Here is a 21,190-nt window from a genome sequence, read left to right as displayed (position 1 = left end):
CCGCCTGCTCATGGTCATCGACCCCACCGCCCGGCGAACGGACGGGGAGTCGGTGCGGATCGCGAAGGATGTGCTGTGTGCGGGCGCGCAAACGAAAATCTGCCTGCCGGACGGCCCCGAGGAATTCGAGCGCGCACTGGCCCGGCGCGGTGGCCGCAGACCGGTCGTGGTGGGCGACGACCGGGCCCTGCTGCGGGTCGTGGAGATGCTGCACCGGCAGCGCGAGCTGGCGGACGCGGCGCTGTCGGTCGTCCCCGTGGGCGGGGCGGCCACGGTCGCCCTCGCGCACGCCCTCGGCGTGCCGACGGACGCGGTCGCGGCGGCGCGCACGGTGCTCGACGGGGCCGCCCGCCCGCGTGATCTGCTGGTGGACGAGAGCGGCGGGGTGGTCCTCGGCGGCCTGCGCATCCCCGGCGACGGCGCGGCCGGTACGGCGCCACCGGGCCCTGGCGGACCCGCCCGTACGGGGCCGGGCGCCGCGGACGGCGGCGTGCCCGGCCCCGCGAGCGGCGCGGTGGTGGACGGCTGCGACTGCGGATGCGATCCGTACGCCGTGGACCCCGGCGCGGCCGGGCCGGGGTCCGGGGCCGGACCCGGCGGCGCGGCCGGGCCACCGGGCGCGGGCGGCTGTGCCACCGGCGGCCACCACCCCTGGTGGACCCCGGCGGCACGCACCGCGCGCACGGCGCTGAGCCTGCTGTCGCTGCCGGTCACGGGGCTCGGCGGGAGTGGCCGGGGGCGCCGGGCGCAGCCGCCGCAGCGGCTGCGGGTCGAGGCGGACGGAGTGCTGCTGACCGATCTGGACCGGCAGGTCGAGGGCGTCTCGGTGTCGACGGCCGCGCCGGGCGGCGGGCTGGCCGACGTGGTGGTGCATCCGCACGCGGGCGAGGGCGCCGACGGGCCGGTACGGGCCCGGGCCCGCGCCGTGACCGTCTCCGGCCAGGACTTCCGCTACCACTCGGACGCGCTGGTCCGCGGCCCGGTGCGCAGCCGGACCTGGACGGTGCTGGCCGGGGCGTGGAGCCTGACCCTGCCGCACCGCCGGTGACCGGTTACCGCTCCCCGGCGGTGCCGCGCGCCACCGTGCCGCGCGCCGCCTGGTGGGCGCGCCAGCGCTCCAGCATCGTGTGCAGCTCGCCCTGCATGAACTCGAAGAACTCGGCGGTCTCGGAGGCCCGCTGCCCGGCCGGGGTGGCGGGGCCGAGGATCTCCACGCCGTCCCGCATGGTGGACTCCCAGCGGGTGAGCACCTGGTCGCGGCGGGTCATCGTCTCGTACCAGACCTCGTTGTAGAGCCGGTAGCGCTCGCGCCGGGAGCCCGGTTCGCGCTCCCGCGCGACCAGGTCGACCTGGGCCAGATAGCGGATCGCGCCGGAGACCGCGGCCGGGCTGATCTGAAGCTGCTCGGCGAGTTCGGCGGAGGTGAGCGCACCGTCGTCGGAGGCGAGCAGCGCGGCGAGGACGCGGGCGCCCATCCGCTGCATCCCGGCCTCGACGAGGTCGGCGGCGAACCGCTCGACGAACCGGGACACCGCCTCGTCGTCGCGTACGTCATGTGCCTTTTCGTCGTGGACTGCTTCTGGCGCCGTGTCGTGTGTGTCGTGTGCTGGCGCCGTGTCGTGCGCGCGGTCCGATTCGATCATCTCCCTCACCGGCTCATCATCTCCTCTCTTCGTCACATCATCATAAGTTTATACGGTTCCTTAACTTCACAAATTTGTGAAAGTAGCGTAGCTTCGCCACCATGAAGACGGCAATCTCCGCGTCCGGCCTGCACAAGTCCTTCGGCCGGACCCACGCGTTGGACGGCCTCGACCTCGAAGTCGAGGCAGGTGAGGTTCATGGCTTCCTCGGCCCCAACGGCGCCGGGAAGTCCACCAGCATCCGGGTCCTGCTCGGACTGCTGCGCGCCGACTCCGGTGCGGTCCAGCTCCTCGGCAAGGACCCCTGGCACGATGCGGTCGACCTCCATCAGCACATCGCGTACGTCCCCGGAGACGTCACCCTGTGGCGCAGCCTGAGCGGCGGCGAGGTCATCGACCTGTACGGGCGGCTCCGCGGCGGTCTTGACCAGACCCGGCGCAAGCAGTTGCTGGAGCGGTTCGAGCTGGACCCGACCAAGAAGGGCCACACCTACTCCAAGGGCAACCGCCAGAAGGTCGCGCTGGTCGCCGCCTTCGCCTCCGAGGTCGAGCTGCTGATCCTCGACGAGCCGACCTCGGGGCTCGACCCGCTGATGGAGGAGATCTTCCGCGAGTGCGTGGCCGAGGAGCGCGACCGCGGCCGCACCGTGCTGCTCTCCAGCCACATCCTCAGCGAGGTCGAGGCGCTGTGCGGCCGGATCAGCATCATCCGCAAGGGCAGGCGGGTCGAGTCCGGCTCGCTCGCCGAGCTGCGCCATCTGACCCGTACGTCGGTGACCGCCGAGCTGGCCGCCCCGCCCAGCGGGCTGTCCGGGCTGCCCGGGGTCCACGGCCTCGACGTCCAGGACCGGCACGTCAAGCTCCAAGTCGACTCCGACAAGCTGGACGCCGTGCTGCGGCGGCTCACCGAGGCGGGCGTGCGCAGCCTCACCTCCACCCCGCCCACCCTGGAAGAGCTGTTCCTGCGCCACTACCAGGACGACATCGCCCCCACCGGCGCCGAGTCCGGCACCGACACCGAAGAGGCGATCGCCCGATGACCGCCGTAGCCGACGCGCGGGTCACCGGCCGGGCCCGCGGCTCGTCCCGCGACCTGACCGGCACCGGCACACTGCTGCGGCTCGCGCTGCGCCGCGACCGGATCATGATGCCGGTGTGGGTGCTGTGCCTCGGGCTGACCGCCTCCAGCACCGTCAGCCGCCTCGACAGCGCGTACGACACCCCCGCCAGGCGCGCCCAGCTCGTCCAGGACATGAACAGCAACGGGGCGACCCGCGCGCTGTTCGGCACCGCCTTCGGCGACTCGCTCGGCGCGCTCACCGTGTGGCGGGTGGGCGCCTTCCTCGGCGTGTTCGCCGCGATCATGAGCCTGCTCATCGTCATCCGGCACACCCGTGAGGAGGAGGAGACCGGCCGCCAGGAGGCGCTGTCCTCGTGCGTGGTCGGCCGCCGCGCGGGCCTCACCTCGGCCCTGCTCACCGTGGCCATCGCCAACGGCGCCGTCACCCTGCTCGTCGCGGGCGGTCTCGCCGGTCAGGGCGGCAGCGGGGCGGTCGCCCTGGGGCTGGCCGTCGGCCTGTCCGGGATGGCCTTCGGCGGTCTGGCCGCTGTCGCCGCCCAGCTCACCGAGAGCGCCCGGCTCGCCCGGGGGCTCTCCGCGGCCGCCGTCGGCGTGGCGTTCGTGCTGCGCATGGCGGGCGACGCCGCCGAGGACGGCTCCAAGGGCTCCGGTCATGTGCTGACGTGGCTCTCGCCGCTGGGCTGGGCCGAGTACGCCCGGCCGTTCGCGGCCGAGCGCTGGTGGCCCCTGCTGCTGATCGCGGTGCTGGCCGCCGCGTCCATCTCCGTCGCGTACTCCCTGGCGGGCCGCCGCGACGTCGGCGCCAGCTTCTACGCGACCCGCCCCGGCCCGCCCGCCGCGGGGCCGTTCCTGAAGGGCGTCTTCGGCCTGGCCTGGCGCCTCCAGCGCGGCGCCCTGGCCGGTTGGGTCGCCGGGTTCGTCTTCGCGGGCGCCATCTTCGGCGCCATCTCGGACGGCGCCGACCAGTTCCTCGGCGACAGCGACCAGACCCGCGAGATCATCGAGCGCATGGGCGGGGCCCAGGGGCTCAACGACGCCTTCCTGGCCTCCATGGTCGGCGTGCTCGGCACCATCCTCACCGTCTACACCGCCAGTTCCGTGCTGCGACTGCGCAGCGAGGAGACCGACCAGCGGGCCGAACCGCTGCTGTCCAACGCGGTCAGCCGGCTGCGCTGGGCCGCCAGCCACCTGGTCATCGCCTACCTCGGCCCGGTCGCCGTGCTCGCCGTCGGCGGTCTCGCGCTGGGCCTCGGCTACGGGCTGGCGGCGGGCGATGTGAGCGGCTCGGTGCCGCGCGTCCTGGGCGCCGCGCTCGCCCAGACCCCCGCGGTGTGGCTGATCACCAGCCTGACGGTGCTGCTCATCGGGGTGCTGCCGAAGTACTCGGCCGCCGCCTGGGGCCTGGTCGGCTGGGTGGTCGCCCTCGGCTGGATGGGCCCGGCGCTGAAGGTGTCGCAGTCGGTGATGAACACCTCGCCGTTCAGCCATCTGCCCAAGCTGCCCGGGGAGCACGTCACCGCGGCGCCGTTCGCGTGGATGGTGCTGCTCTCGGCCGTCCTGACCGCCGGAGGGCTGGTGGCCCTGCGCCGCCGCGACATCGGAGGCTGACCACCCCCGTCGGCCTCCCCGCACCTCGGCGCCGGACCCGCCCACCCCCTGTGGCGGGTCCGGCGCCGAGTAGTCTGCGCGGCCGCCACCGGGTCAGACCTCGACCAGCAGCTCCGTCAGTCCGCGGATCACATACCCGGGCTGCCACTCCGGCTCCCGCGTCAGCCGCAGTTCCGGCGCGGCGCGCAGCAGCGCGCCGAAGGACGCGGCGAGTTCGATACGGGCCAGCGGCGCGCCCAGGCAGTAGTGGATACCGGCGCCGAAGCTGAGGTGGGGGTTGTCGGCGCGGGCGAGGTCGAGCGTGCCGGGCCGCTCGAAGCGGGCCGGGTCGCGGTTGGCCGAGCCGAAGAGCAGGGCGACCTCGCTGCCGCGCGGGATGAGGGTGTCGCCGACCCGGATGTCCTCCAGGACCCAGCGCTCGAACAGCTGGAGCGGGGTGTCGTAGCGCAGCAGTTCGTCCACAGCGGTGGACAGCAGCGTGTCCGGGGACTCCCGCAGCCGGGCCAGCTGGTCGGGGTGGCGGAAGAGCGTCCACCAGCCGTTGCCGGTGGTGTTGACGGTGGCCTCGTGGCCCGCGTTCAGCAGCAGCACACAGGTGGACACCATCTCCTGCTCGGACAGCCGGTCCCCCTCGTCGTACGCGGCGATCAGGGCGCTGATCAGATCCTCGCCCGGGTGCTTGCGGCGGGCGGCGATCAGGCCGCGCAGATACTCCGAGAACTCCAGCGACGCCCGCACCGCGCGGCGCGCCGTCTCCTCGCCCGGGTTCAGCTCGAACATCCCGCAGATGTCCGCCGACCAGGGGCGCAGCGCCGGACGGTCGGCGGGCGGAATGCCCAGCATCTCGGCGATGACCTCGACCGGCAGCGGCTCGGCGACCGCCGCGATGAGATCGCCGCCGCCGGAGGCGACGAACGAGTCCGCGAGCCCGGCCGCCAGCCGCCGGATCGTCGGCACCATGCCCTGGACGGTGCGCGGGGTGAACGCCTTGGAGACGAGCCGCCGCAGCCGGGTGTGATCCGGGGCCTCCAGATCCAGCATGCCGTTGCCGTTGAGGGTGTGGAACGGCTCGTGCTCGGGCGGCGGGGCGGTGCGGCCGAACTCCTCGTGGGTGAAGCGGTGCAGATACGTACGGCCCAGCCGCCGGTCGGTCAGCAGGGCGCGCACATCCTCGAAGTGCGGGATCAGCCACTGGCGGGAGGGCGCGAACCAGTGCGCCCTGCCGTGCTCGCGCAGGCTGGCATAGGCCGGGTAGGGGTCGGCGACGAACGACGGCTGCCATGGGTCGAAAGCAGGGGCTGCGCTGGTCATGACCGGACCGTATCGCCGGACCGGCCCGTCCTCCAGAGGGCTTCGGTCCGTTGTCCCTGGCCGGAAGGCGGTCGGGAGGCGGCCGGGCCCCGCGGTCAGCCTCCCGGGCTCACGAGCCGCGCCTCGTACGCGAAGACCGCGGCCTGGGTGCGGTCGCGCAGACCGAGCTTCACCAGGATCCGGCTCACATGCGTCTTCACCGTCGACTCGGCCACCACCAGATGCTCCGCGATCTCCGCGTTGGACCGGCCCTTCGCGACCAGCACCAGCACCTCGTTCTCCCGCTCGGTCAGCTCGTCCAGCCGCTCCTGCGGGCCCGGCCGCGGCGCGCCCAGCAGGGTGGACTCGCCGGGCTGCGAGAACGTCGCGATGAGCCGCTTGGTGACGGTGGGCGCCAGCAGGGCCTCCCCCGCCGCCACCACCCGCACCGCCTCGCCGAGCTGACTGGCCGAGGCGTCCTTGAGCAGAAAGCCGCTCGCCCCGGCGCGGAGCGCCTGGTAGACGTACTCGTCCAGGTCGAAGGTGGTCAGCACCAGGACCTTGGCGTCGGCGTCGGCCGCCACGATCTCCCGCGTCGCCTCCAGCCCGTTCAGCACGGGCATCCGGATGTCCATCAGGACCACATCCGGGCGCAACGCCGTGACCTGGGCGATCGCCTCCCGGCCGTCGACCGCCTCGCCGACGACCTCGATGTCCGGCTGGGCGCCCAGCAGCACGGAGAAGCCCTCGCGGACCATCATCTGGTCGTCGACGATCAGCACGCGGATGTTCGTCATGCGTCCGGCTCCATCACCTTCTCCGGAGCCGCCGCCTCCGGCACCGCCGCCTCGGGGGCCGGGATGAAGACGGTGACCTCGTAGCCGCCGTCCTCCTCCCTCGCCCCCGCCCGTATCTCCCCGTCCAGCATCGTGACCCGCTCCCGCATGCCGAGCAGCCCGTGCCCCATGCCCGGCGAAGGCGGCACCGCCTTGGTGGGCGGCCCGTTGACGATGCGCAGCCCGAGACCGCCGAGCACATACGCCACCTCGACGCGCGCGGTGGAACCCGGGGCGTGGCGCAGCGCGTTGCTCAGCGCCTCCTGCACGATGCGGTACGCGGACAGCTCCACGCCCTGCGGCAGCGGGCGCACCGCGCCGGTCGCGACGTGGTCGACGGCCAGGCCCGCCGCCCGTACTCCCGCGAAGAGGCCGTCGAGCGCGGCCAGCGTGGGCTGGGGCGCCTCCGGGTCGGTGTCCGTGTCGATGTCATCGGCCCGCACCACCCCGAGGACCCGGCGCAGCTCGGTGAGGGCGATCACCGCGTTCTCCCGGATGGTCGCGAAGCTCCTGGTCAGCTCCTCGGGTGGGTTCTCCACCCGGTACGGGGCCGCCTCCGCCTGAATGGCGATGACGGACATGTGATGGGCGACGACGTCGTGCAGCTCCCGCGCGATGGTCGCGCGCTCCTCCAGCGTGGTGCGGCGGGAACGCTCCTCGACGGTGGCCGACTCCTGCACCGCGATGGCCTGCTTGCTCTCGCGCAGACTGCGCCCGGTGACGACGGCGCAGAGCAGCAGCCCGGAGACCAACAGCACCGGGACGGTGTCCGGGGAGATGTACAGGGGGATGTCCTGGAAGTACTCGACGGCAGTTGCGAGAAGGGCCGTGAGCAGCCATATCTCGACGGCCGCCCGGGGGCGCGACCGGGCCGCGACCATCACCATCACCAGGACATGGGAGATGGCCAGCGGAACGGGCCACGGCCAGCCCACCGACCCCCACTCCAGACCCAACAAGTTCAGACCCGCTACGGCGCTCGCCCCGAACGACAGCCACCAGGCGCCGACCGGCCGGAACAGCGTCAGCAGCAGCGGCACCCCGCAGAGCAGGGCCAGGACCAGGCTCATATCGTCGTCCACCATGAAGACCGACTGCGCCATGACATAGAACGCGCAGGCCGAGAGCGCGGCATGCGGCAGCCAGCCCACGTATCGCCGCGCCCGCTCCGGGGCCCGGCGCATCAGCGGATGCCCGGGGATCAGCGGCGGCAGCGGGCGGAGGGTGAACGCATCCTTGATCAAGTCCTGCCGCAGTTCGGACAACGCACTGCGGGCGATGCGGAGTTCGGTCCGCGGGATCGTCTGGGTCACACGTCATACGGTAGGGAGCGGGCGGGCCCGCGTCGTCCCCAGCAATAGTGATTGTCCGGCGTCCCTCTCAAGTACTACGAGAGTGAGGCCCGCGCGGCGAGCCGGGCGATCTCGTCGGCGACCGTGCGCGCGGCGGTGGTGGCCGGGTCGATCAGCGGAAAGTGCCCGGCGGCGGCGATGCGCACCACCCGCGGCGGCTGCCCGGCGACCGCCCCGGCCGCCGCGAAGGAGTCCGCGACCTGCGGCGGAACGTCGACGTCCGTGCCGCCCTGCACCAGGACGGTGGGCACGCCGGTGGGCAGCAGCGCGGCGGGATCGGCGAGCGGCAGCCGCGCCGCGAGCCGGTCGCCGAGCAGTTCATCGACGGCGTCCGAGCACACCCGCAGCGCGCGGGCGGCGGCGAGATCCGCGATCGGGGCGAGCGCGACGACGCCGCACACCGGAGGAGCCGTGGGCAGCTGCCACCGGGTGCCCGGCGGCAGGCGGTGCCGGGCCGCCGCCCACAGCGCGGCGTGCCCGCCCGCGGAGTGCCCGGCGAGCACGACCCGCTTGGTGTCGACCCCGCCGAGCCCCGACTCCCGCACCAGCTTCGGCACCCGGTCCACCACGGCGGCGATGTCGTCGAACGTCTCCGGCCAGCGCCCCGCCAGGGGTCGCGCCCCCGACGAGGGGTCGCGGTCCGCCCCGCCCCGGCGGTATTCCGCCAACGCCACCGCCAGGCCGCGACTCGCCAGGTAGGCCGCGAAAGGGGAGACGTGGTGGCGGTCGTACGGGGCGCGCCAGGCGCCGCCGTGGAAGAGGACGACCAGCGGGGCGGGGGCCGCCGGGTAGCGGGGGAGGTGGAAGTCCACCACCTGGTCCGGGTGTTCGCCGTACGCGGCCGTCGCATCGGGCGCCACCGGGGCGTGGCCGAACAGGGACGCCTCCTCGGCGGCCGCGTCGAGGCGCATCGGTCAGCCCACCTCGTCCCGTACCTCGTCCAGCACGTCGGCCAGCACCCGCGCCGCCCGCTCCACCTCGGCGAAGCCCGTATACAGCGGGGTGAAGCCGAAGCGCAGCACGTCGGGGCGGCGGAAGTCGCCGACGACTCCGCGCCGGACCAGTTCGGCCATCGCCGGGCCCGCGTCCGCGCAGCGCAGCGCGACCTGGCTGCCGCGTTCCGCGTGGGCGGCCGGGGTGACGGACCGGACGCGGCCGGCCGGTACGTACCGCTCGACGCACCGCAGGAAGAAGTCCGTCAGGGCCAGGCTCTTCGCCCGTACGGCCTCGACGGGTACGTCGTCCCACACCTCCAGCGCGGCCTCCAGCGCGAGCATGGAGAGGATGTCGGGGGTGCCGACGCGGCCGCGGGCCGCGCCGTCGGCGGGGGCGTAGGCGGGGTCCATGCCGAACGGGTCGGCGTGGGAGTTCCAGCCGGGGAGCGGGGAGTCGAAGCGCGGCTGGTGCTCCCGCGCCACGTACAGATAGGCGGGCGAACCGGGCCCCCCGTTGAGGTACTTGTACGTGCAGCCGACGGCCAGGTCGACCCCGTGCGCGTCGAGCCCCACCGGCAGCGCCCCGGCGCTGTGGCACAGGTCCCACACGACGAGGGCCCCGGCCGCGTGCACGGCGGCCGTCGTGCCGGGCAGGTCGTGGAGGCGGCCGGTCCGGTAGTCGACGTGGTTGACGAGCGCGACGGCGGTGCGCGGCCCTACCGCGGTCCGCACGTCGCCCGCCGCCACGGCCCGCACGGTGCAGCCGGTCATGCGGGCGGCGGATTCGGCGATGTAGCCGTCGGTGGGGAAGGTGGCCTCGTCCACCACGATCTGGTCGCGGTGGGCGCCGCGCTCCTGCGCGATGCGTACCGCCGCGACGACCGCCTTGAAGACGTTCACGCTGGTCGAGTCGGAGACCACCACCTGTCCCGGGGCGGCCCCGACGATCCGTCCCACGCGGTCGCCGATCCGCTCGGGGGCGGTCCACCAGCCGCTCTCCTCCCAGGAGCGGATGCGCAGCTGTCCCCATTCGCGGGCCACGACATCGGCCAGCCGGGCGGGGACGGCGCGGGGCAGCGCGCCCAGCGAATTGCCGTCGAGGTACACGACCTCGTCGAGGGTGAAGGCGTCGCGCTTGGCGCGGAGCGCGTCGGCGGCGTCGAGGGCCGCTGCCTCGTCCGTCAGCTCGGTCACGAGCGTCGCGTCAGACATGGCTGCGCGCCGTCCACAGCTCGGGGAAGACGTTCTTCGTGGCGCGCTTCTCCAGCCAGGCGACCCCGGCGGAGCCGCCGGTTCCGGTCTTGGCTCCCATCGCTCGCCGGGTGGCCACCAGATGGTCGTTGCGCCAGCGCCACACCAGCTCGGCGACCTCGGTCAGCGCCTCGCCGAGCCGGGTCAGCTCGCCCTCGCGCGGGCCGGAGTAGATCTCCTGCCACACCCGCTCCACCCCGGGGTCCGGTTCGTACCGGCGGGCGGGGTCGCGGTCCAGTACGGCGGCGGGTACGGCATGGCCGCGGCGGGACAGGAAGCGCAGCACCTCGTCGTACAGGCTGGGCTCGGTCAGCGCCTTCTCCAGCTCCGCGTACTCGCGCGGCGCGCCCCGGTGCGGGACCAGCATGGACGCCGACTTCTCGCCGAGCAGGAACTCCAGCCGCCGGTACATCGCGGACTGGAAGCCGGAGCCGTCACCGAGCGCGGAGCGGTACGCGTTGAACTGGCCGGGCGTGAGGTGCGCGAGCGGCTGCCAGGACGCGTTCAGGGACTCCAGCTCGTACGTGGAGCGCCGCAGCGCCTCCAGCGCGGTGGGCAGGTCGTCCTCGCGCAGCGCCTGCGCGGCGGTGTGCCACTCGTGGACGATGACGGTGAACCACAGCTCCATGACCTGGGTGGTGACCAGGAAGACCATCTCGCCGGGGTCGTCGGAGAGCGGGTGCTGAAGGCGGGTGAGGACGGACGCCCGGACGTAGTCCTCGTACGGGGTCGTGCCCTGGAAGTCCAGATGGGGCGCGTCCGGCTCGCCATCGGACGGGACGAAGCCCTCGCGGACGGCTTCGTCGGGGGCGGATTTCGGGGCAGGCTGCTGCGACATCGCATCTCCTGAGTACTGCTCGCCACCGGGTAGCGGTCCGCCCCATCCCTTCGGTCTCGGAGCCCCGGTCCCCTCAGAGGCCACATGTGTGGTCCCTGCCCGCATCATGCGTGCCGCGCGCGCCGCTCGCAAGTGCGTGCGGCACGTTCACGGCGACGCGAAAAGGGCCTGCCGGTGCGAATCGCCCCGGCAGGCCCACGCCTCACCAGAGGTCAGGAAAGCGTGTCCGCCGCGGTCGGGGAGCTGTCGCGCAGGAACGTCGCGCAGCGCTCGTACTCCTCCTGCTCACCGATGGACTGCGCGGCGCGGGCGAGCGCGTGCAGGGCACGCAGGAAGCCGCGGTTCGGCTCGTGCTCGAAGGGCACCGGGCCGTGGCCCTTCCAGCCGCTGCGCCGCAGTGCGTCCAGTCCGCGGTGGTAGCCGGTGCGGGCGTACGCGTACGACTCGACCACCCGGCCGTTCTCGAACGCCTCGTCGGCGAGCTGGGCCCAGGCGAGCGAGGAGGCCGGGTACTTCGCGGCGACCTCGGTGGGAGCCGCGCCGGACGCGAGCAGTTCCCGCGGCTCGGGGTCGTCGGGCAGATGGGTCGGGGGCGGTCCCCCGAGCAGGTTCTCGTGAATGGCCATGGGTTCCAGTCTGCCGGACCACCCACCCCGCGCGCCGCCCCACACCCGGCTCCGGCCACGCCCCATGGAGCCCGCCGGTGCCCGCCCCGGCCCGCCCCAGGTCAGGCGGGTGGGCTGTCGGGACTCCCGGGGCGGTCGGGACTGCCGGGGCGATCGGGACTGCCAGGGCGGCCAGGACCGCCGGGGCCGCCGCGGCGTCGCGGCCGCTCGCCCGGGTCCAGGGGCGGGGCGCCCACCCCGCAGTGGTACGCGCACTCGGGACGGCAGGGGCGCTCGTCCACCGCCCGCGCCCCCTCCTCGGTCTCCGCCACGGCCTCCGCGCCCCCGACCCGCTCCAGCGCGTCCGCCCGTACCGAGCGCCAGGCGATCAGCGCGCCCACCACCAGCACCGCCGCGCAGATCGGCATCGCCCGCCGGAAGGACGCCGAGAACTGGTCCGCCGACCGGTACGCCTCCGAGCCCATGCCCGCCAGCAGCGGCAGCGCGGCCACCGCGACCAGGCCCGCCGCCCGCGCCGCGGCGTTGTTGATGCCGCTGGCCAGGCCCGCCCGTCCGACGTCCACCGAGGCCAGGACGGTCGCGGTGAGCGGGGCGACGAGCACCACCATGCCCAGCCCCATCACCACCAGCGCGGGCAGCACGTCCCGCCAGTAGACGGCCCCCACCCCGGCCCGGGTCATCAGCAGCATGCCCGCCGCGCACAGCAGCGGGCCGACGGTCAGCGGGATCCGCGGGCCGATGCGCTTGCCCAGCTCGCCGGAACGGGCCGACAGCAGCAGCATCAGCACGGTCGTCGGCAGCAGCGCGGTCCCGGCCGCCAGCGCGGAGTAGCCGACGACCACTTGGAGGTTCAGCACGACCAGGAAGAAGAAGCCGCCGAAGGCCGCGTAGACGCACAGCGTCACCGCGTTCACGGCGGTGAACTGGCGCGAGGAGAACAGGGTGAGCGGCAGCATCGGCTCAGGGCGGACCCGCTCCGTGTAGACGAAGGCCACCCCCGCCAGCAGCCCGGCCACGGCCGGGAGCACCACGGAGAGCCCCGCGCCCCGCTGCGGCGCGGCGATCAGCGCGTACGTCACCAGGCCGAGCGCGAGCGCCCCGAGCACCGCGCCCAGGACGTCGAACCGCCCCTGCGCCCGCGGATTCCGCGACTCCGGTACGTGCCGCAGCGCGACCGGTACGCATACGGCCGCCAGCGGCACATTGAGGAAGAACACCCAGCGCCAGCCCGGACCATCCACCAGCCAGCCCCCGAGGAACGGCCCGATCGCCGCCCCCACCCCGCCGAACCCGGACCACAGCCCGACCGCACGGGCCCGGTCGTCGGGGTGGATGACCGACTGGATCAGCGCCAGCGAGCCAGGGGTGAGCAGCGCCCCGCCGATGCCCTGGAGCGCGCGGGCGGCGATGAGCACCCCGGCGCTCGGCGCCATCCCGCACAGCAGCGACGCGAGCGCGAACCACACGACGCCGACGATGAACACCCGCCGCCGCCCGTAACGGTCGCCGAGCGCCCCGCCGAGGAGGATGAGCCCGGCGAGGGTGAGCATGTAGGCGTTGACGGTCCACTGCAGGACGGCCAGATCGGCGCCGAGGTCGAGGCCGATGCGGGGCAGGGCGACGTTGACGACGGTGCTGTCGAGGAGCGCCATCGCGGAGCCCAGCACGGTGGTGAGCACGACCCACCGCCCGGCGGCCGTGGAGAGCCGCACCACGGTGGCGGGTTCGTTGTCGCCCATACCTGGATCATCCCCGCGTCGCCCCCGCGCGGCCAGCCCGCGTACGGAAGCGCGCGTACGGAAGCGCGCGTACGGAAGCGCGCGGGCCAAGATGCGGCCGGGGTACGGCCGGGCGCGGAAACCGCGCGGGCCCGGACCCTCGCCATCGCGACGAGGCCCCGGGCCCGGAACGGAACGGCGCCGGTTACTTCAGCTTGGTGCCGGTGGAGCGCAGGTTCCCGCAGGCCAGGGTGACGCGCTCGGCCATGCTCTTCTCGGCCACCTTGCCCCAGCTGCGCGGGTCGTAGGTCTTCTTGTTGCCGACCTCGCCGTCGACCTTCAGCACACCGTCGTAGTTGCGGAACATGTGGTCCGCGATCGGCCGGGTGAAGGCGTACTGGGTGTCGGTGTCGAGGTTCATCTTCACCACGCCGTTCTCCAGCGCCGTGAGGATCTCCTGCTCCGTGGAGCCGGAGCCGCCGTGGAAGACGAAGTCGAACGGGTCGGTCTGGCCGGACTTCGCGGCGATGCCGTCCTGCAGCTGACGCAGCAGCTCCGGGCGCAGCACGACGTTGCCCGGCTTGTAGACGCCGTGGACGTTGCCGAAGGAGGCGGCCAGCAGGTAGCGGCCCTTCTCGCCCAGGCCCAGCGCCTCGGCCGTGCGCTCGACGTCCGAGACGGTGGTGTACAGCTCGTCGTTGATCTCGTGCGTGACGCCGTCCTCCTCGCCGCCGGTCGGGGTGATCTCGACCTCAAGGATGATCTTGGCCTTGACCGCCTCGGCCAGCAGCTCCTGCGCGATGCGCAGGTTGTCGTCGAGCGTCTCGGCGGAGCCGTCCCACATGTGGGACTGGAACAGCGGGTTCTGGCCGCTCGCGACGCGCTCCTGGGAGACCGCGAGCAGCGGACGCACATAGCCGTCCAGCTTGTCCTTCGGGCAGTGGTCGGTGTGCAGCGCGATGTTGACCGGGTACTTCTTGGCGACGACGTGCGCGAACTCCGCGAGCGCGACCGCACCGGACACCATGTCCTTGCTGTACTGGCCGCCCAGGAACTCGGCACCACCGGTGGAGATCTGGACGATGCCGTCGCTCTCCGCATCGGCGAAGCCCCGCAGCGCGGCGTGCAGCGTCTGCGTCGAGGTCACGTTGATCGCCGGGTAGGCGAACTTGCCTGCCTTCGCCCGGTCGAGCATCTCGTTGTAGATCTCAGGGGATGCGATGGGCATCTGTCCGCTCCTTGGGATGTGCGGGTGAGAGGTTCTTGGGCCCTGACCTAGGGAAATGTCGTGCGGAAATCCTGCGGCGACGTCATCGTCGGGGCCATCTTCCCAGACTCCGCCGATTGCTCCACCCGGCGCACGCGGGGACCACACGGACGGGGGTCGGGAGGTTTCACGTGAAACCTCCCACCGCGTTACCGCAGGTCAGCTCAGGCCGAGATCGGCGAGCGAGTACGCGTGTACGTAACGCAGCCCGGCCTCCGCGATCGCCGGTGCGGCGCCGCGCTCGACGATCGTGGCGACCGCGACGACCTCGGCGCCCGCCTCACGCGCCGCCTCGACGGCGGTGAGCGGCGAGCCGCCGGTGGTGGAGGTGTCCTCGACCACCAGCACCCGTCGGCCCGTGATGTCCGGGCCCTCGATCCGCCGCTGCAGACCGTGGGTCTTCTGCGCCTTGCGGACGACGAAGGCATCGAGCCTGCGGCCCCCCGCGGCGGCCGCGTGCAGCATGGACGTCGCCACCGGGTCGGCGCCCAGGGTCAGCCCGCCCACCGCGTCGTAGTCCAGGTCGGCCGTGGCGTCGAGCATGACCTGCCCGACCAGGGGCGCGGCCTCGGCGTCCAGGGTGATCCGGCGCAGGTCGATGTAGTAGTCGGCCTCCTTGCCGGAGGAGAGGGTCACCTTGCCGTGGACCACGGCCTTGTCCTTGATCTGCTGCAGCAGGGCGTCACGCGCTTCGCTCATGCGGACGAGCTTAGGCGGTGTCCGCACCTGCCCCCACGGGCCCCTACGCCAGTTCCCGCCAGCTCCACGTCATCGAGATCTCCACCGGGTCGATGGGCGTGACCAGCCGGGGAAGGGTGTTCAGACCATTCGGCGGCCCGGACTGCGGCTCGACGCACACCGCCTCGGGCTGCTCGTCGTAGATCACGGCCCATTGGCTGCGGCTGGTGACCTTGAGTTCGAGCCGCCCCGGCCAGGTCAGCGTGACGTCCACGCCGTCCGGCATGCCGAAGCAGTCGTCCCACGGGCCGGGTCCTGGCTGGACGCGGTGGCCGGTGGGGAGGTGGTTCTCGCCGCGCTCCTCCTGCCATTCGGCGGCGAAGGACAGCTCGACATCGGCGCCGCCCTCGCCCAGGTTGCGCAGGAACCAAGGGTGCCACCCGGCCTGCGCCGGGAAGGAGTCGCCCGCCGTCTCCACGCTCATGGTGACGGTCAGCGCGTCCGCCGCCAGGTCGAAGCTCTGGGTGACCCGGCCCTCGTACGGCCAGGGGTCGGCGAGGTCGTACGTGAAGGCCGCGCTGTCCGGCTCGGTGCGGACCGTGCTCCAGGCGAGGTCCCGGCCGGTGCCGTGGATCGCGTGGGGCGGGGAGTTGACGGGCAGCTGATGGCTCCGGCCGCCGTTGCGGAACCGTCCCAGGTCGACCCGGCCGCACCAGGGCACCATCGGGAAGGACCCGTACCGCGGGCCCTGCCGCAGCAGCTCCGTGCCGCCGATGCGCAGCGAGCCGATACGGCAGCCGTTGTCGGGCGAAACGGTCAGCTCGGCGTCCCCGGCGGTCAGCCGGACGCCCGTGGTCTGCGTTGTCTCTTCGGTCACGCACCGACCCTATGCGCAGCCGCTCAACGGCGGCGACCGCTCACGGAGATGACCTCACCGGCGGCGGCGCAGGACGCGCCGTCCGACGACGACGGCCGACGCGATCACCACGGCCGCGGCGGGCGCGGCCCAGCGCAGCGCGGCGCCGGTGGACCCGCCCTCGGGCGCCGGTACGGGGGCGTAGCGGCCGCGGGGCGGGGCGTGGTCGACCTCCTCGGTCGAGCGGCCGATCATGGTGCGGCGGGCGTGCGCGGCCTCGGCCGGGGGCTCGTCGTCGAGCCCGCCCAGGTCGGCCAGGGCGCCGGCGTCCGCCACCTGATCGACGTCGTCCAGGTCGCCGATGTCGTCCACGTCGACGTCCTCGGCCTCCTCGCCGCCCCCGGCCCGGCCGTCCTCGTCGGCGTCGTCGGCGCGCAGCGGCAGGTCCGCCTCGGCGAGCGGGTCGTGGCCGGCGGGCGGGGTGATCGGGGACGCCTCCAGCCCGGACGCCAGCGCCGACCCGAAGCGGTCCAGCAGCCGACGGGCCACCGTCTCGGTCGCGTGGGCGTCGAACTCGGCCAGCCGCCCCTCGCTGCGCACGGTCCCGGAGCAGAGCAGCCCCGTACCGCCGCCGTCCACGGCCCGCGGCGTCAGGGTCAGCGCAAGCTTCACGGAGCCGCCGCCCCGCGCCTCGGTCCCCTCGCCCTCGACCTCGACGCCATCGCCGCGCTCGGTGACGCGCAGCGCACCGCGGTAGGTGATGGTGGATCCGCCGATGCGCAGCCGCAGCCGCCCGGCGAGCGGACCCGCGTCCTCGTCGGCGTCCTGTTGGAGCCCGGGGACGCAACGGGCGATGCGGTCGGGATCCGAGAGCGCCTGCCGGACGGTGTCGACGGGAAACGGAACGAACACCTCATGCTCCATAGCTCAAGACACTACCCATCACGCGTTGGCTGAGACCCGTTCCCACGCAACTTTCGCCCTCGACGTATCAGTCCCCGTAGCGGGGGTGCATGAGGGTCGACGGCGGCAGACGCGGCTCCCGGCTCCGTTCGGCCGCGCGCCGCGCGGCGTCCAGACCGGCCGGGGTGAGCGAGCGCGGGCGGGGGCCGTGCGGGGCGAGGGCCAGCGGGACCGGGGCGCGGGCCGCGAGCAGGAACCCCCAGTCGCGCGGCCCGTCGCCGGTCGGTCCCTCGCCCGTCGGGCGCGCCGCCACCACGTACGGCACCGTCCGCAGCCCCACCGACCGCATCGTCGCGTCCACCGTCCAGTACGCGCGGGGCCGCGGGCCCACCTCCCCCGCGTGCACGGCGAGCCGGCCGCCGGGGGCCAGCACCCGTTCCGCCAGGCCGTAGAACTCCTGCGAGTACAGCTTGGTGCTCGGGGTGAGGCCGGGGTCGGGCAGATCGCACACCACCACGTCGTACGCCGCGCTCCGCCGCAGCCAGTCGAAGGCGTCCGCGGTGATCACCCGCACCCGCGGATCGCGGTAGGCGCCCGCGTTGAGGGCGGACAGCCCGGGGTCGCGGCGGGCCAGCCGCACCACCCCGGGGTCGCGCTCGACGACGGTCACCGACCGGACCCCGTCGTACCGCAGGACCTCGCGCGCCGCGAGCCCGTCGCCGCCGCCCAGCACCAGGACCCGGCGGTGCGGTCCGGCCGCCATCGCCGGGTGGATCAGCGCCTCGTGGTAGCGCACCTCGTCGTGCCCGCTGACCTCCAGTCGCCCGTCGAGGAACAGCGACAGCGGGCGCCCCCGGGTCCGGCCGCCGGTCAGCACGACCTCCTGGACCCCGGTGCGCACCGCGACGCGCACCTCCGGCCCGTACACGGCCTGCCGCGCGGCCCGTTCGAACGAGGGCGTGAGCACGGCGCCCGCGGCCAGCAGGGCGAGCACCAGCGCGTTGACGACGATCAGCGCCCACCGGGACCGTGCGCTCAGATCGCGCCGGAACAGCCACAGCACCAGCGCCCCGCCCGCGACCGCGTTGACCGCGCCCGTCACCAGCGCGCCGGTCAGCTGGCCGAACGCGGGCAGCAGCAGAAACGGGAAGGCGAGCCCGCCGACCAGCGCGCCCACATAGTCGGCGGCGAACAGATCGGCGACCGCGCCGCCCGGATCCTGCCGCCGCACCCGCTGGATGAGCGTCATCAGCAGCGGCACCTCGGCGCCGATCAGCACGCCGATCGCGAACGAGAAGCCGACCAGCGCGGAGCGCGACTGCCCGTACCAGGCGAAGCACGCGTACAGGGCCATCGCCGAACAGCCGCCGAGAAGCGCCAGCACCGCTTCGACGGCGCCGAAGCCGACCGCGGCGCGGCAGCGCAGCCGCTTGGCGAGCAGGGAGCCGACGCCCATGGCGAAGACCATCACCGACAGGACGACGGACGCCTGGGTGACCGAGTCCCCCACCAAGTAGGAGGCGAGGGCGACGAGTTCGAGCTCGTAGACGAGTCCGCAGGCGGCGCAGACGAAGACGGTGACAAGGATGAGGAAGCGTCCGAACCCGGCCCGTACGGGCAGCCGCACCGGACTCTCAGACTCCGGCGCGAGCATCGGGGATTCGGTCACGTCGGAACGCTACGTCACAAATCACCCACGCTTGGTCACCCACAAGGGTGCACTGATTGCCGCTCATCCGTACACCGCATCATCCGGACACCAGATCGGCGGGTGGCGGATCCACGGGAGGCCGGAGCGGCATCGGTATGGACGTCACCCCCAGGCAGGTACGGGTGGTGACCAACCGCCCCTCCTGCGGGTAGGCGTGCCAGGTGCGCCACCCCACGGTGCCCTCGTGCCACTGCGCGAGCAGCGCGGTGAACGCGTGCGGGCTGCCGGGGAACGTCCCGGCCAGGCCGTGCGGATGGTCGGCGACCAGGGCGAGTAACTCCTGTGCCCGCCCGGCGAACGAGCCCTGCGACAACTCCTCGACGCGCGCCGCGAATTCGTACTCACGGCCGTCGACGAGGGTGGAAACCCCCAGCGGGAGCGGGGTGCTGCTGCCGGACATGCAGGCCACGGTCTCCGAACAGCGCCCGTCCTCCGCTTCGAGGAGGACTTGGTGCGAGGCCCCGAGAAGCCTCAGCTGCACTGCGAAACCGTGAAGTCGGAGGTCGAGCACGGCCAGCGCCGGAAGCGGTTCCCGCCCCAGGGACCAGGCCAGATCGTCGGCGCGGGTGTCGGTGTAGGCAGTCGTGAGGGTCGTGAGCATGGGTCGGCTCCGCAAGCACGCAGGGGAAAGGTGGACCGGCTCGCCCCGCGGATGGTCCAGGGGTATGCGGATACGCCGGCTCGTGCCCACGTGGGGTCCGTAGGGCGGTGGTATACGGAATCATGAAATGGTCGGCGGCACATCGTTTTTACCCACCTTCGCCGGGTTTCCACCCCGTAGGGCGGTCCCCAGCTCAAGTGTTCAACACACGTGCGCCCGGCGCACGTTGGCACGCCGGGCGCGATTCACGGGCCGATCGCCCGAGGGGCCACTCCGCGGTTCCCCGAGGGGCGGCTCAGGCGCCTCCCCCGCAGCCACCTCCGCCGCCACCGCCACCGCCGCCGCAGCCACCTCCGCCGCCGCAGCTGCTGCCGCCACCGCAGCCGTGTCCGCCGTGATGGCCCCCGCCACCACCGCAGCCACCGCCGCTCGAACCACCACTGCCGAGCCACCAGCCACCACCGGCCGCTCCGCCGGACGACCCCGCCCCGTACGCCCCCCTGCGACCGCCGTACCGCTTCCTGGCCTTACCGGCGCTCAGCGCCGCCACCGCCGCGACCGCGAAGACCACGATGACGAACACGATGATGAAACCCATGGGGTCCTCACTCCTTCCATCCCCCGTAGCGAGCCCCCGTAGCGAGGTACCGCTCTGTCGTGTCTGCCCGGCTCCTGCCCGACTTCGTCCCCCTCAAAAGCGGAGTTGAGGAAGTCCAGAGGTTCGACGGAGGATGGGCCCATGGGACGACCGCTGCTCAACCGCCGGCTGGCCGCATTCGGCACCACGATCTTCGCCGAGATGTCCGCCCTCGCCGTGCGCACCGGTGCCATCAACCTGGGCCAGGGATTCCCCGACACCGACGGCCCCGAAGAGGTGCGCGAAGCCGCGGTGCGCGCCCTGCGCGACGGCCGCGGCAACCAGTATCCGCCCGGGCCCGGCATCCCCGAGCTGCGCACCGCCGTCGCCGAGCACCAGCAGCGCTTCTACGGGCTGTCCTACGACCCCGACGCCGAGGTGCTGGTCACCGCGGGTGCCACCGAGGCCATCGCCGCCTCGCTGCTGGCCCTGCTGGAGCCGGGCGACGAGGTGATCGCGCTGGAGCCGTACTACGACTCGTACGCGGCGTGCATCGCGATGGCGGGCGGCACCCGCGTCCCGGTCACCCTCCGCCCGCACGACGGCGCCTTCCGCCTCGACCTGGACGAGCTGCGCGCCGCGGTCACCGACCGCACCCGCCTCATCCTGCTCAACACCCCCCACAACCCCACCGGCACCGTCCTCACCCACGACGAGCTGGCCGCCGTCGCCGCCCTCGCCGTCGAGCGCGATCTGCTGGTGATCACGGACGAGGTCTACGAACACCTCGTCTTCGGCACCGCCCACACCCCGCTCGCGGACTTCCCCGGCATGCGCGAGCGCACCGTCACCATCAGCAGCGCGGGCAAGACCTACTCCTTCACCGGCTGGAAGGTCGGCTGGGTGACCGCCACCCCGGAGCTGATCACCGCGGTCCGCTCCGCCAAGCAATACCTCACGTACGTCTCCGCGGGCCCCTTCCAGTACGCCGTCGCCGAGGCCCTCCGCCTCCCCGACACCTACTTCCACACCCTCCGCGAGGACCTGCGCACCAAGCGCGACCTGCTGGCCGACGGCCTCACCGAAGCGGGCTTCACGGTCTTCCGCCCCTCGGGCACGTACTTCATCACCACCGACATCCGCCCCCTCGGCGAAACCGACGGCTTCGCCTTCTGCCGCGCCCTCCCCGAGCGCTGCGGCGTCGTGGCCGTCCCCAACGCCGTCTTCTACGACCACCAGTCCCAGGGCGCCCCCTTCGTACGCTTCGCCTTCTGCAAGCGCGAGGACGTCCTGAAGGAGGCCGCGGCCCGGCTGAAGAGCCTGGCGCCCTGACGCCTCCTGGGCGCTGAAACCATGACAAGAGCCCGGCCGCGCGCCGTCGCCCCTCAGGGGGCGGCGCGCCGACCGGGCTCGGGGACT

20 protein-coding genes are annotated in these 21,190 nt (G+C 73.4%); 4 read left to right on the top strand and 16 right to left on the bottom strand.

All coding sequences use genetic code 11. From position 1 onward, the window contains the following. Positions 1-10 precede the first annotated feature (10 nt). Complete coding sequence (locus tag ACZ59A_RS40370; protein ID WP_470969843.1) at positions 11-1,048, top strand: hypothetical protein; 1,038 nt, start codon at positions 11-13, stop codon at positions 1,046-1,048. A gap of 4 nt (positions 1,049-1,052) precedes the next feature. Here the strand turns inward: ACZ59A_RS40370 and ACZ59A_RS40365 are convergent, their stop codons facing one another. Next, on the bottom strand, positions 1,053-1,643 hold the full coding sequence (locus ACZ59A_RS40365; protein ID WP_470969841.1) for a GbsR/MarR family transcriptional regulator: 591 nt from the start codon (positions 1,641-1,643) through the stop codon (positions 1,053-1,055). Between the two features lie 101 nt (positions 1,644-1,744). Here ACZ59A_RS40365 and ACZ59A_RS40360 point away from each other — a divergent pair, with 101 nt between their 5' ends. Further along, on the top strand, positions 1,745-2,683 hold the full coding sequence (locus tag ACZ59A_RS40360) for an ABC transporter ATP-binding protein (RefSeq protein WP_470969626.1): 939 nt from the start codon (positions 1,745-1,747) through the stop codon (positions 2,681-2,683). Further along, positions 2,680-4,332: an ABC transporter permease gene (locus tag ACZ59A_RS40355; RefSeq protein ID WP_470969623.1), complete on the top strand. Its 1,653-nt coding sequence runs from the start codon at positions 2,680-2,682 to the stop codon at positions 4,330-4,332. Before ACZ59A_RS40360 ends, ACZ59A_RS40355 begins: the two co-directional genes overlap by 4 nt. Positions 4,333-4,425: 93 nt before the next feature. On the opposite strand, the gene ACZ59A_RS40350 is transcribed toward ACZ59A_RS40355, so the two are convergent. The 15 genes from ACZ59A_RS40350 to ACZ59A_RS40280 form a co-directional block, all read right to left on the bottom strand. Further along, the gene (locus tag ACZ59A_RS40350) at positions 4,426-5,643 is read right to left on the bottom strand and encodes a cytochrome P450 (protein WP_470969621.1); all 1,218 of its coding nucleotides are present in this window, start codon (positions 5,641-5,643) and stop codon (positions 4,426-4,428) included. Between the two features lie 95 nt (positions 5,644-5,738). Continuing rightward, positions 5,739-6,419 (bottom strand): response regulator, encoded by a 681-nt coding sequence (locus tag ACZ59A_RS40345; protein WP_470969619.1) that lies wholly within the window; start codon positions 6,417-6,419, stop codon positions 5,739-5,741. Beyond that, complete coding sequence (locus tag ACZ59A_RS40340; protein WP_470969615.1) at positions 6,416-7,771, bottom strand: sensor histidine kinase; 1,356 nt, start codon at positions 7,769-7,771, stop codon at positions 6,416-6,418. Before ACZ59A_RS40340 ends, ACZ59A_RS40345 begins: the two co-directional genes overlap by 4 nt. 74 nt (positions 7,772-7,845) lie before the next feature. Beyond that, positions 7,846-8,721: an alpha/beta hydrolase gene (locus tag ACZ59A_RS40335; RefSeq protein ID WP_470969612.1), complete on the bottom strand. Its 876-nt coding sequence runs from the start codon at positions 8,719-8,721 to the stop codon at positions 7,846-7,848. A 3-nt stretch (positions 8,722-8,724) separates the two neighbouring features. Further along, positions 8,725-9,957, bottom strand: a complete 1,233-nt coding sequence (kynU, locus tag ACZ59A_RS40330; RefSeq protein ID WP_470969608.1) for a kynureninase — start codon at positions 9,955-9,957, stop codon at positions 8,725-8,727. Beyond that, positions 9,950-10,834 carry a tryptophan 2,3-dioxygenase family protein gene (locus ACZ59A_RS40325; protein ID WP_470969606.1) on the bottom strand — a complete coding sequence of 295 codons (885 nt, stop codon included), beginning with the start codon at positions 10,832-10,834 and terminating at the stop codon, positions 9,950-9,952. Before ACZ59A_RS40325 ends, kynU begins: the two co-directional genes overlap by 8 nt. A 212-nt stretch (positions 10,835-11,046) precedes the next feature. Next, the gene (locus ACZ59A_RS40320; RefSeq protein ID WP_468042741.1) at positions 11,047-11,460 is read right to left on the bottom strand and encodes a DUF3151 domain-containing protein; all 414 of its coding nucleotides are present in this window, start codon (positions 11,458-11,460) and stop codon (positions 11,047-11,049) included. A 101-nt stretch (positions 11,461-11,561) separates the two neighbouring features. Next, on the bottom strand, positions 11,562-13,199 hold the full coding sequence (locus ACZ59A_RS40315; protein ID WP_470969599.1) for an MFS transporter: 1,638 nt from the start codon (positions 13,197-13,199) through the stop codon (positions 11,562-11,564). Between the two features lie 184 nt (positions 13,200-13,383). Further along, positions 13,384-14,406, bottom strand: a complete 1,023-nt coding sequence (gene fbaA, locus ACZ59A_RS40310) for a class II fructose-bisphosphate aldolase (protein ID WP_470969596.1) — start codon at positions 14,404-14,406, stop codon at positions 13,384-13,386. A 198-nt stretch (positions 14,407-14,604) separates the two neighbouring features. After that, entirely contained in the window at positions 14,605-15,144 is a 540-nt protein-coding gene (gene pyrE, locus ACZ59A_RS40305; RefSeq protein ID WP_470969593.1) for an orotate phosphoribosyltransferase, read from the bottom strand. Positions 15,145-15,187: 43 nt separating this feature from the next. After that, positions 15,188-16,000, bottom strand: a complete 813-nt coding sequence (locus ACZ59A_RS40300) for an aldose epimerase family protein (RefSeq protein ID WP_470969590.1) — start codon at positions 15,998-16,000, stop codon at positions 15,188-15,190. Positions 16,001-16,054: 54 nt separating this feature from the next. Further along, positions 16,055-16,903: an SRPBCC domain-containing protein gene (locus tag ACZ59A_RS40295; RefSeq protein ID WP_470969587.1), complete on the bottom strand. Its 849-nt coding sequence runs from the start codon at positions 16,901-16,903 to the stop codon at positions 16,055-16,057. 67 nt (positions 16,904-16,970) lie between these two features. Next, the gene (locus ACZ59A_RS40290; protein WP_470969838.1) at positions 16,971-18,536 is read right to left on the bottom strand and encodes a polyamine aminopropyltransferase; all 1,566 of its coding nucleotides are present in this window, start codon (positions 18,534-18,536) and stop codon (positions 16,971-16,973) included. Positions 18,537-18,630: 94 nt separating this feature from the next. Then, the gene (locus ACZ59A_RS40285) at positions 18,631-19,194 is read right to left on the bottom strand and encodes a DUF2617 family protein (RefSeq protein ID WP_470969585.1); all 564 of its coding nucleotides are present in this window, start codon (positions 19,192-19,194) and stop codon (positions 18,631-18,633) included. Positions 19,195-19,489: 295 nt separating this feature from the next. Beyond that, entirely contained in the window at positions 19,490-19,792 is a 303-nt protein-coding gene (locus ACZ59A_RS40280) for a hypothetical protein (RefSeq protein WP_470969583.1), read from the bottom strand. 141 nt (positions 19,793-19,933) lie between these two features. Here ACZ59A_RS40280 and ACZ59A_RS40275 point away from each other — a divergent pair, with 141 nt between their 5' ends. Continuing rightward, a complete protein-coding gene (locus ACZ59A_RS40275) occupies positions 19,934-21,103 on the top strand; it encodes a pyridoxal phosphate-dependent aminotransferase (RefSeq protein ID WP_470969580.1) in 1,170 nt (389 codons plus the stop codon). Positions 21,104-21,190 lie beyond the last annotated feature (87 nt).

The sequence above is a fragment of the Streptomyces sp. NPDC040405 genome (assembly GCF_055595765.1).
Note: the sequence above shows the minus strand (reverse complement) of the source record. Positions and strands in the feature narration are given on the sequence as shown.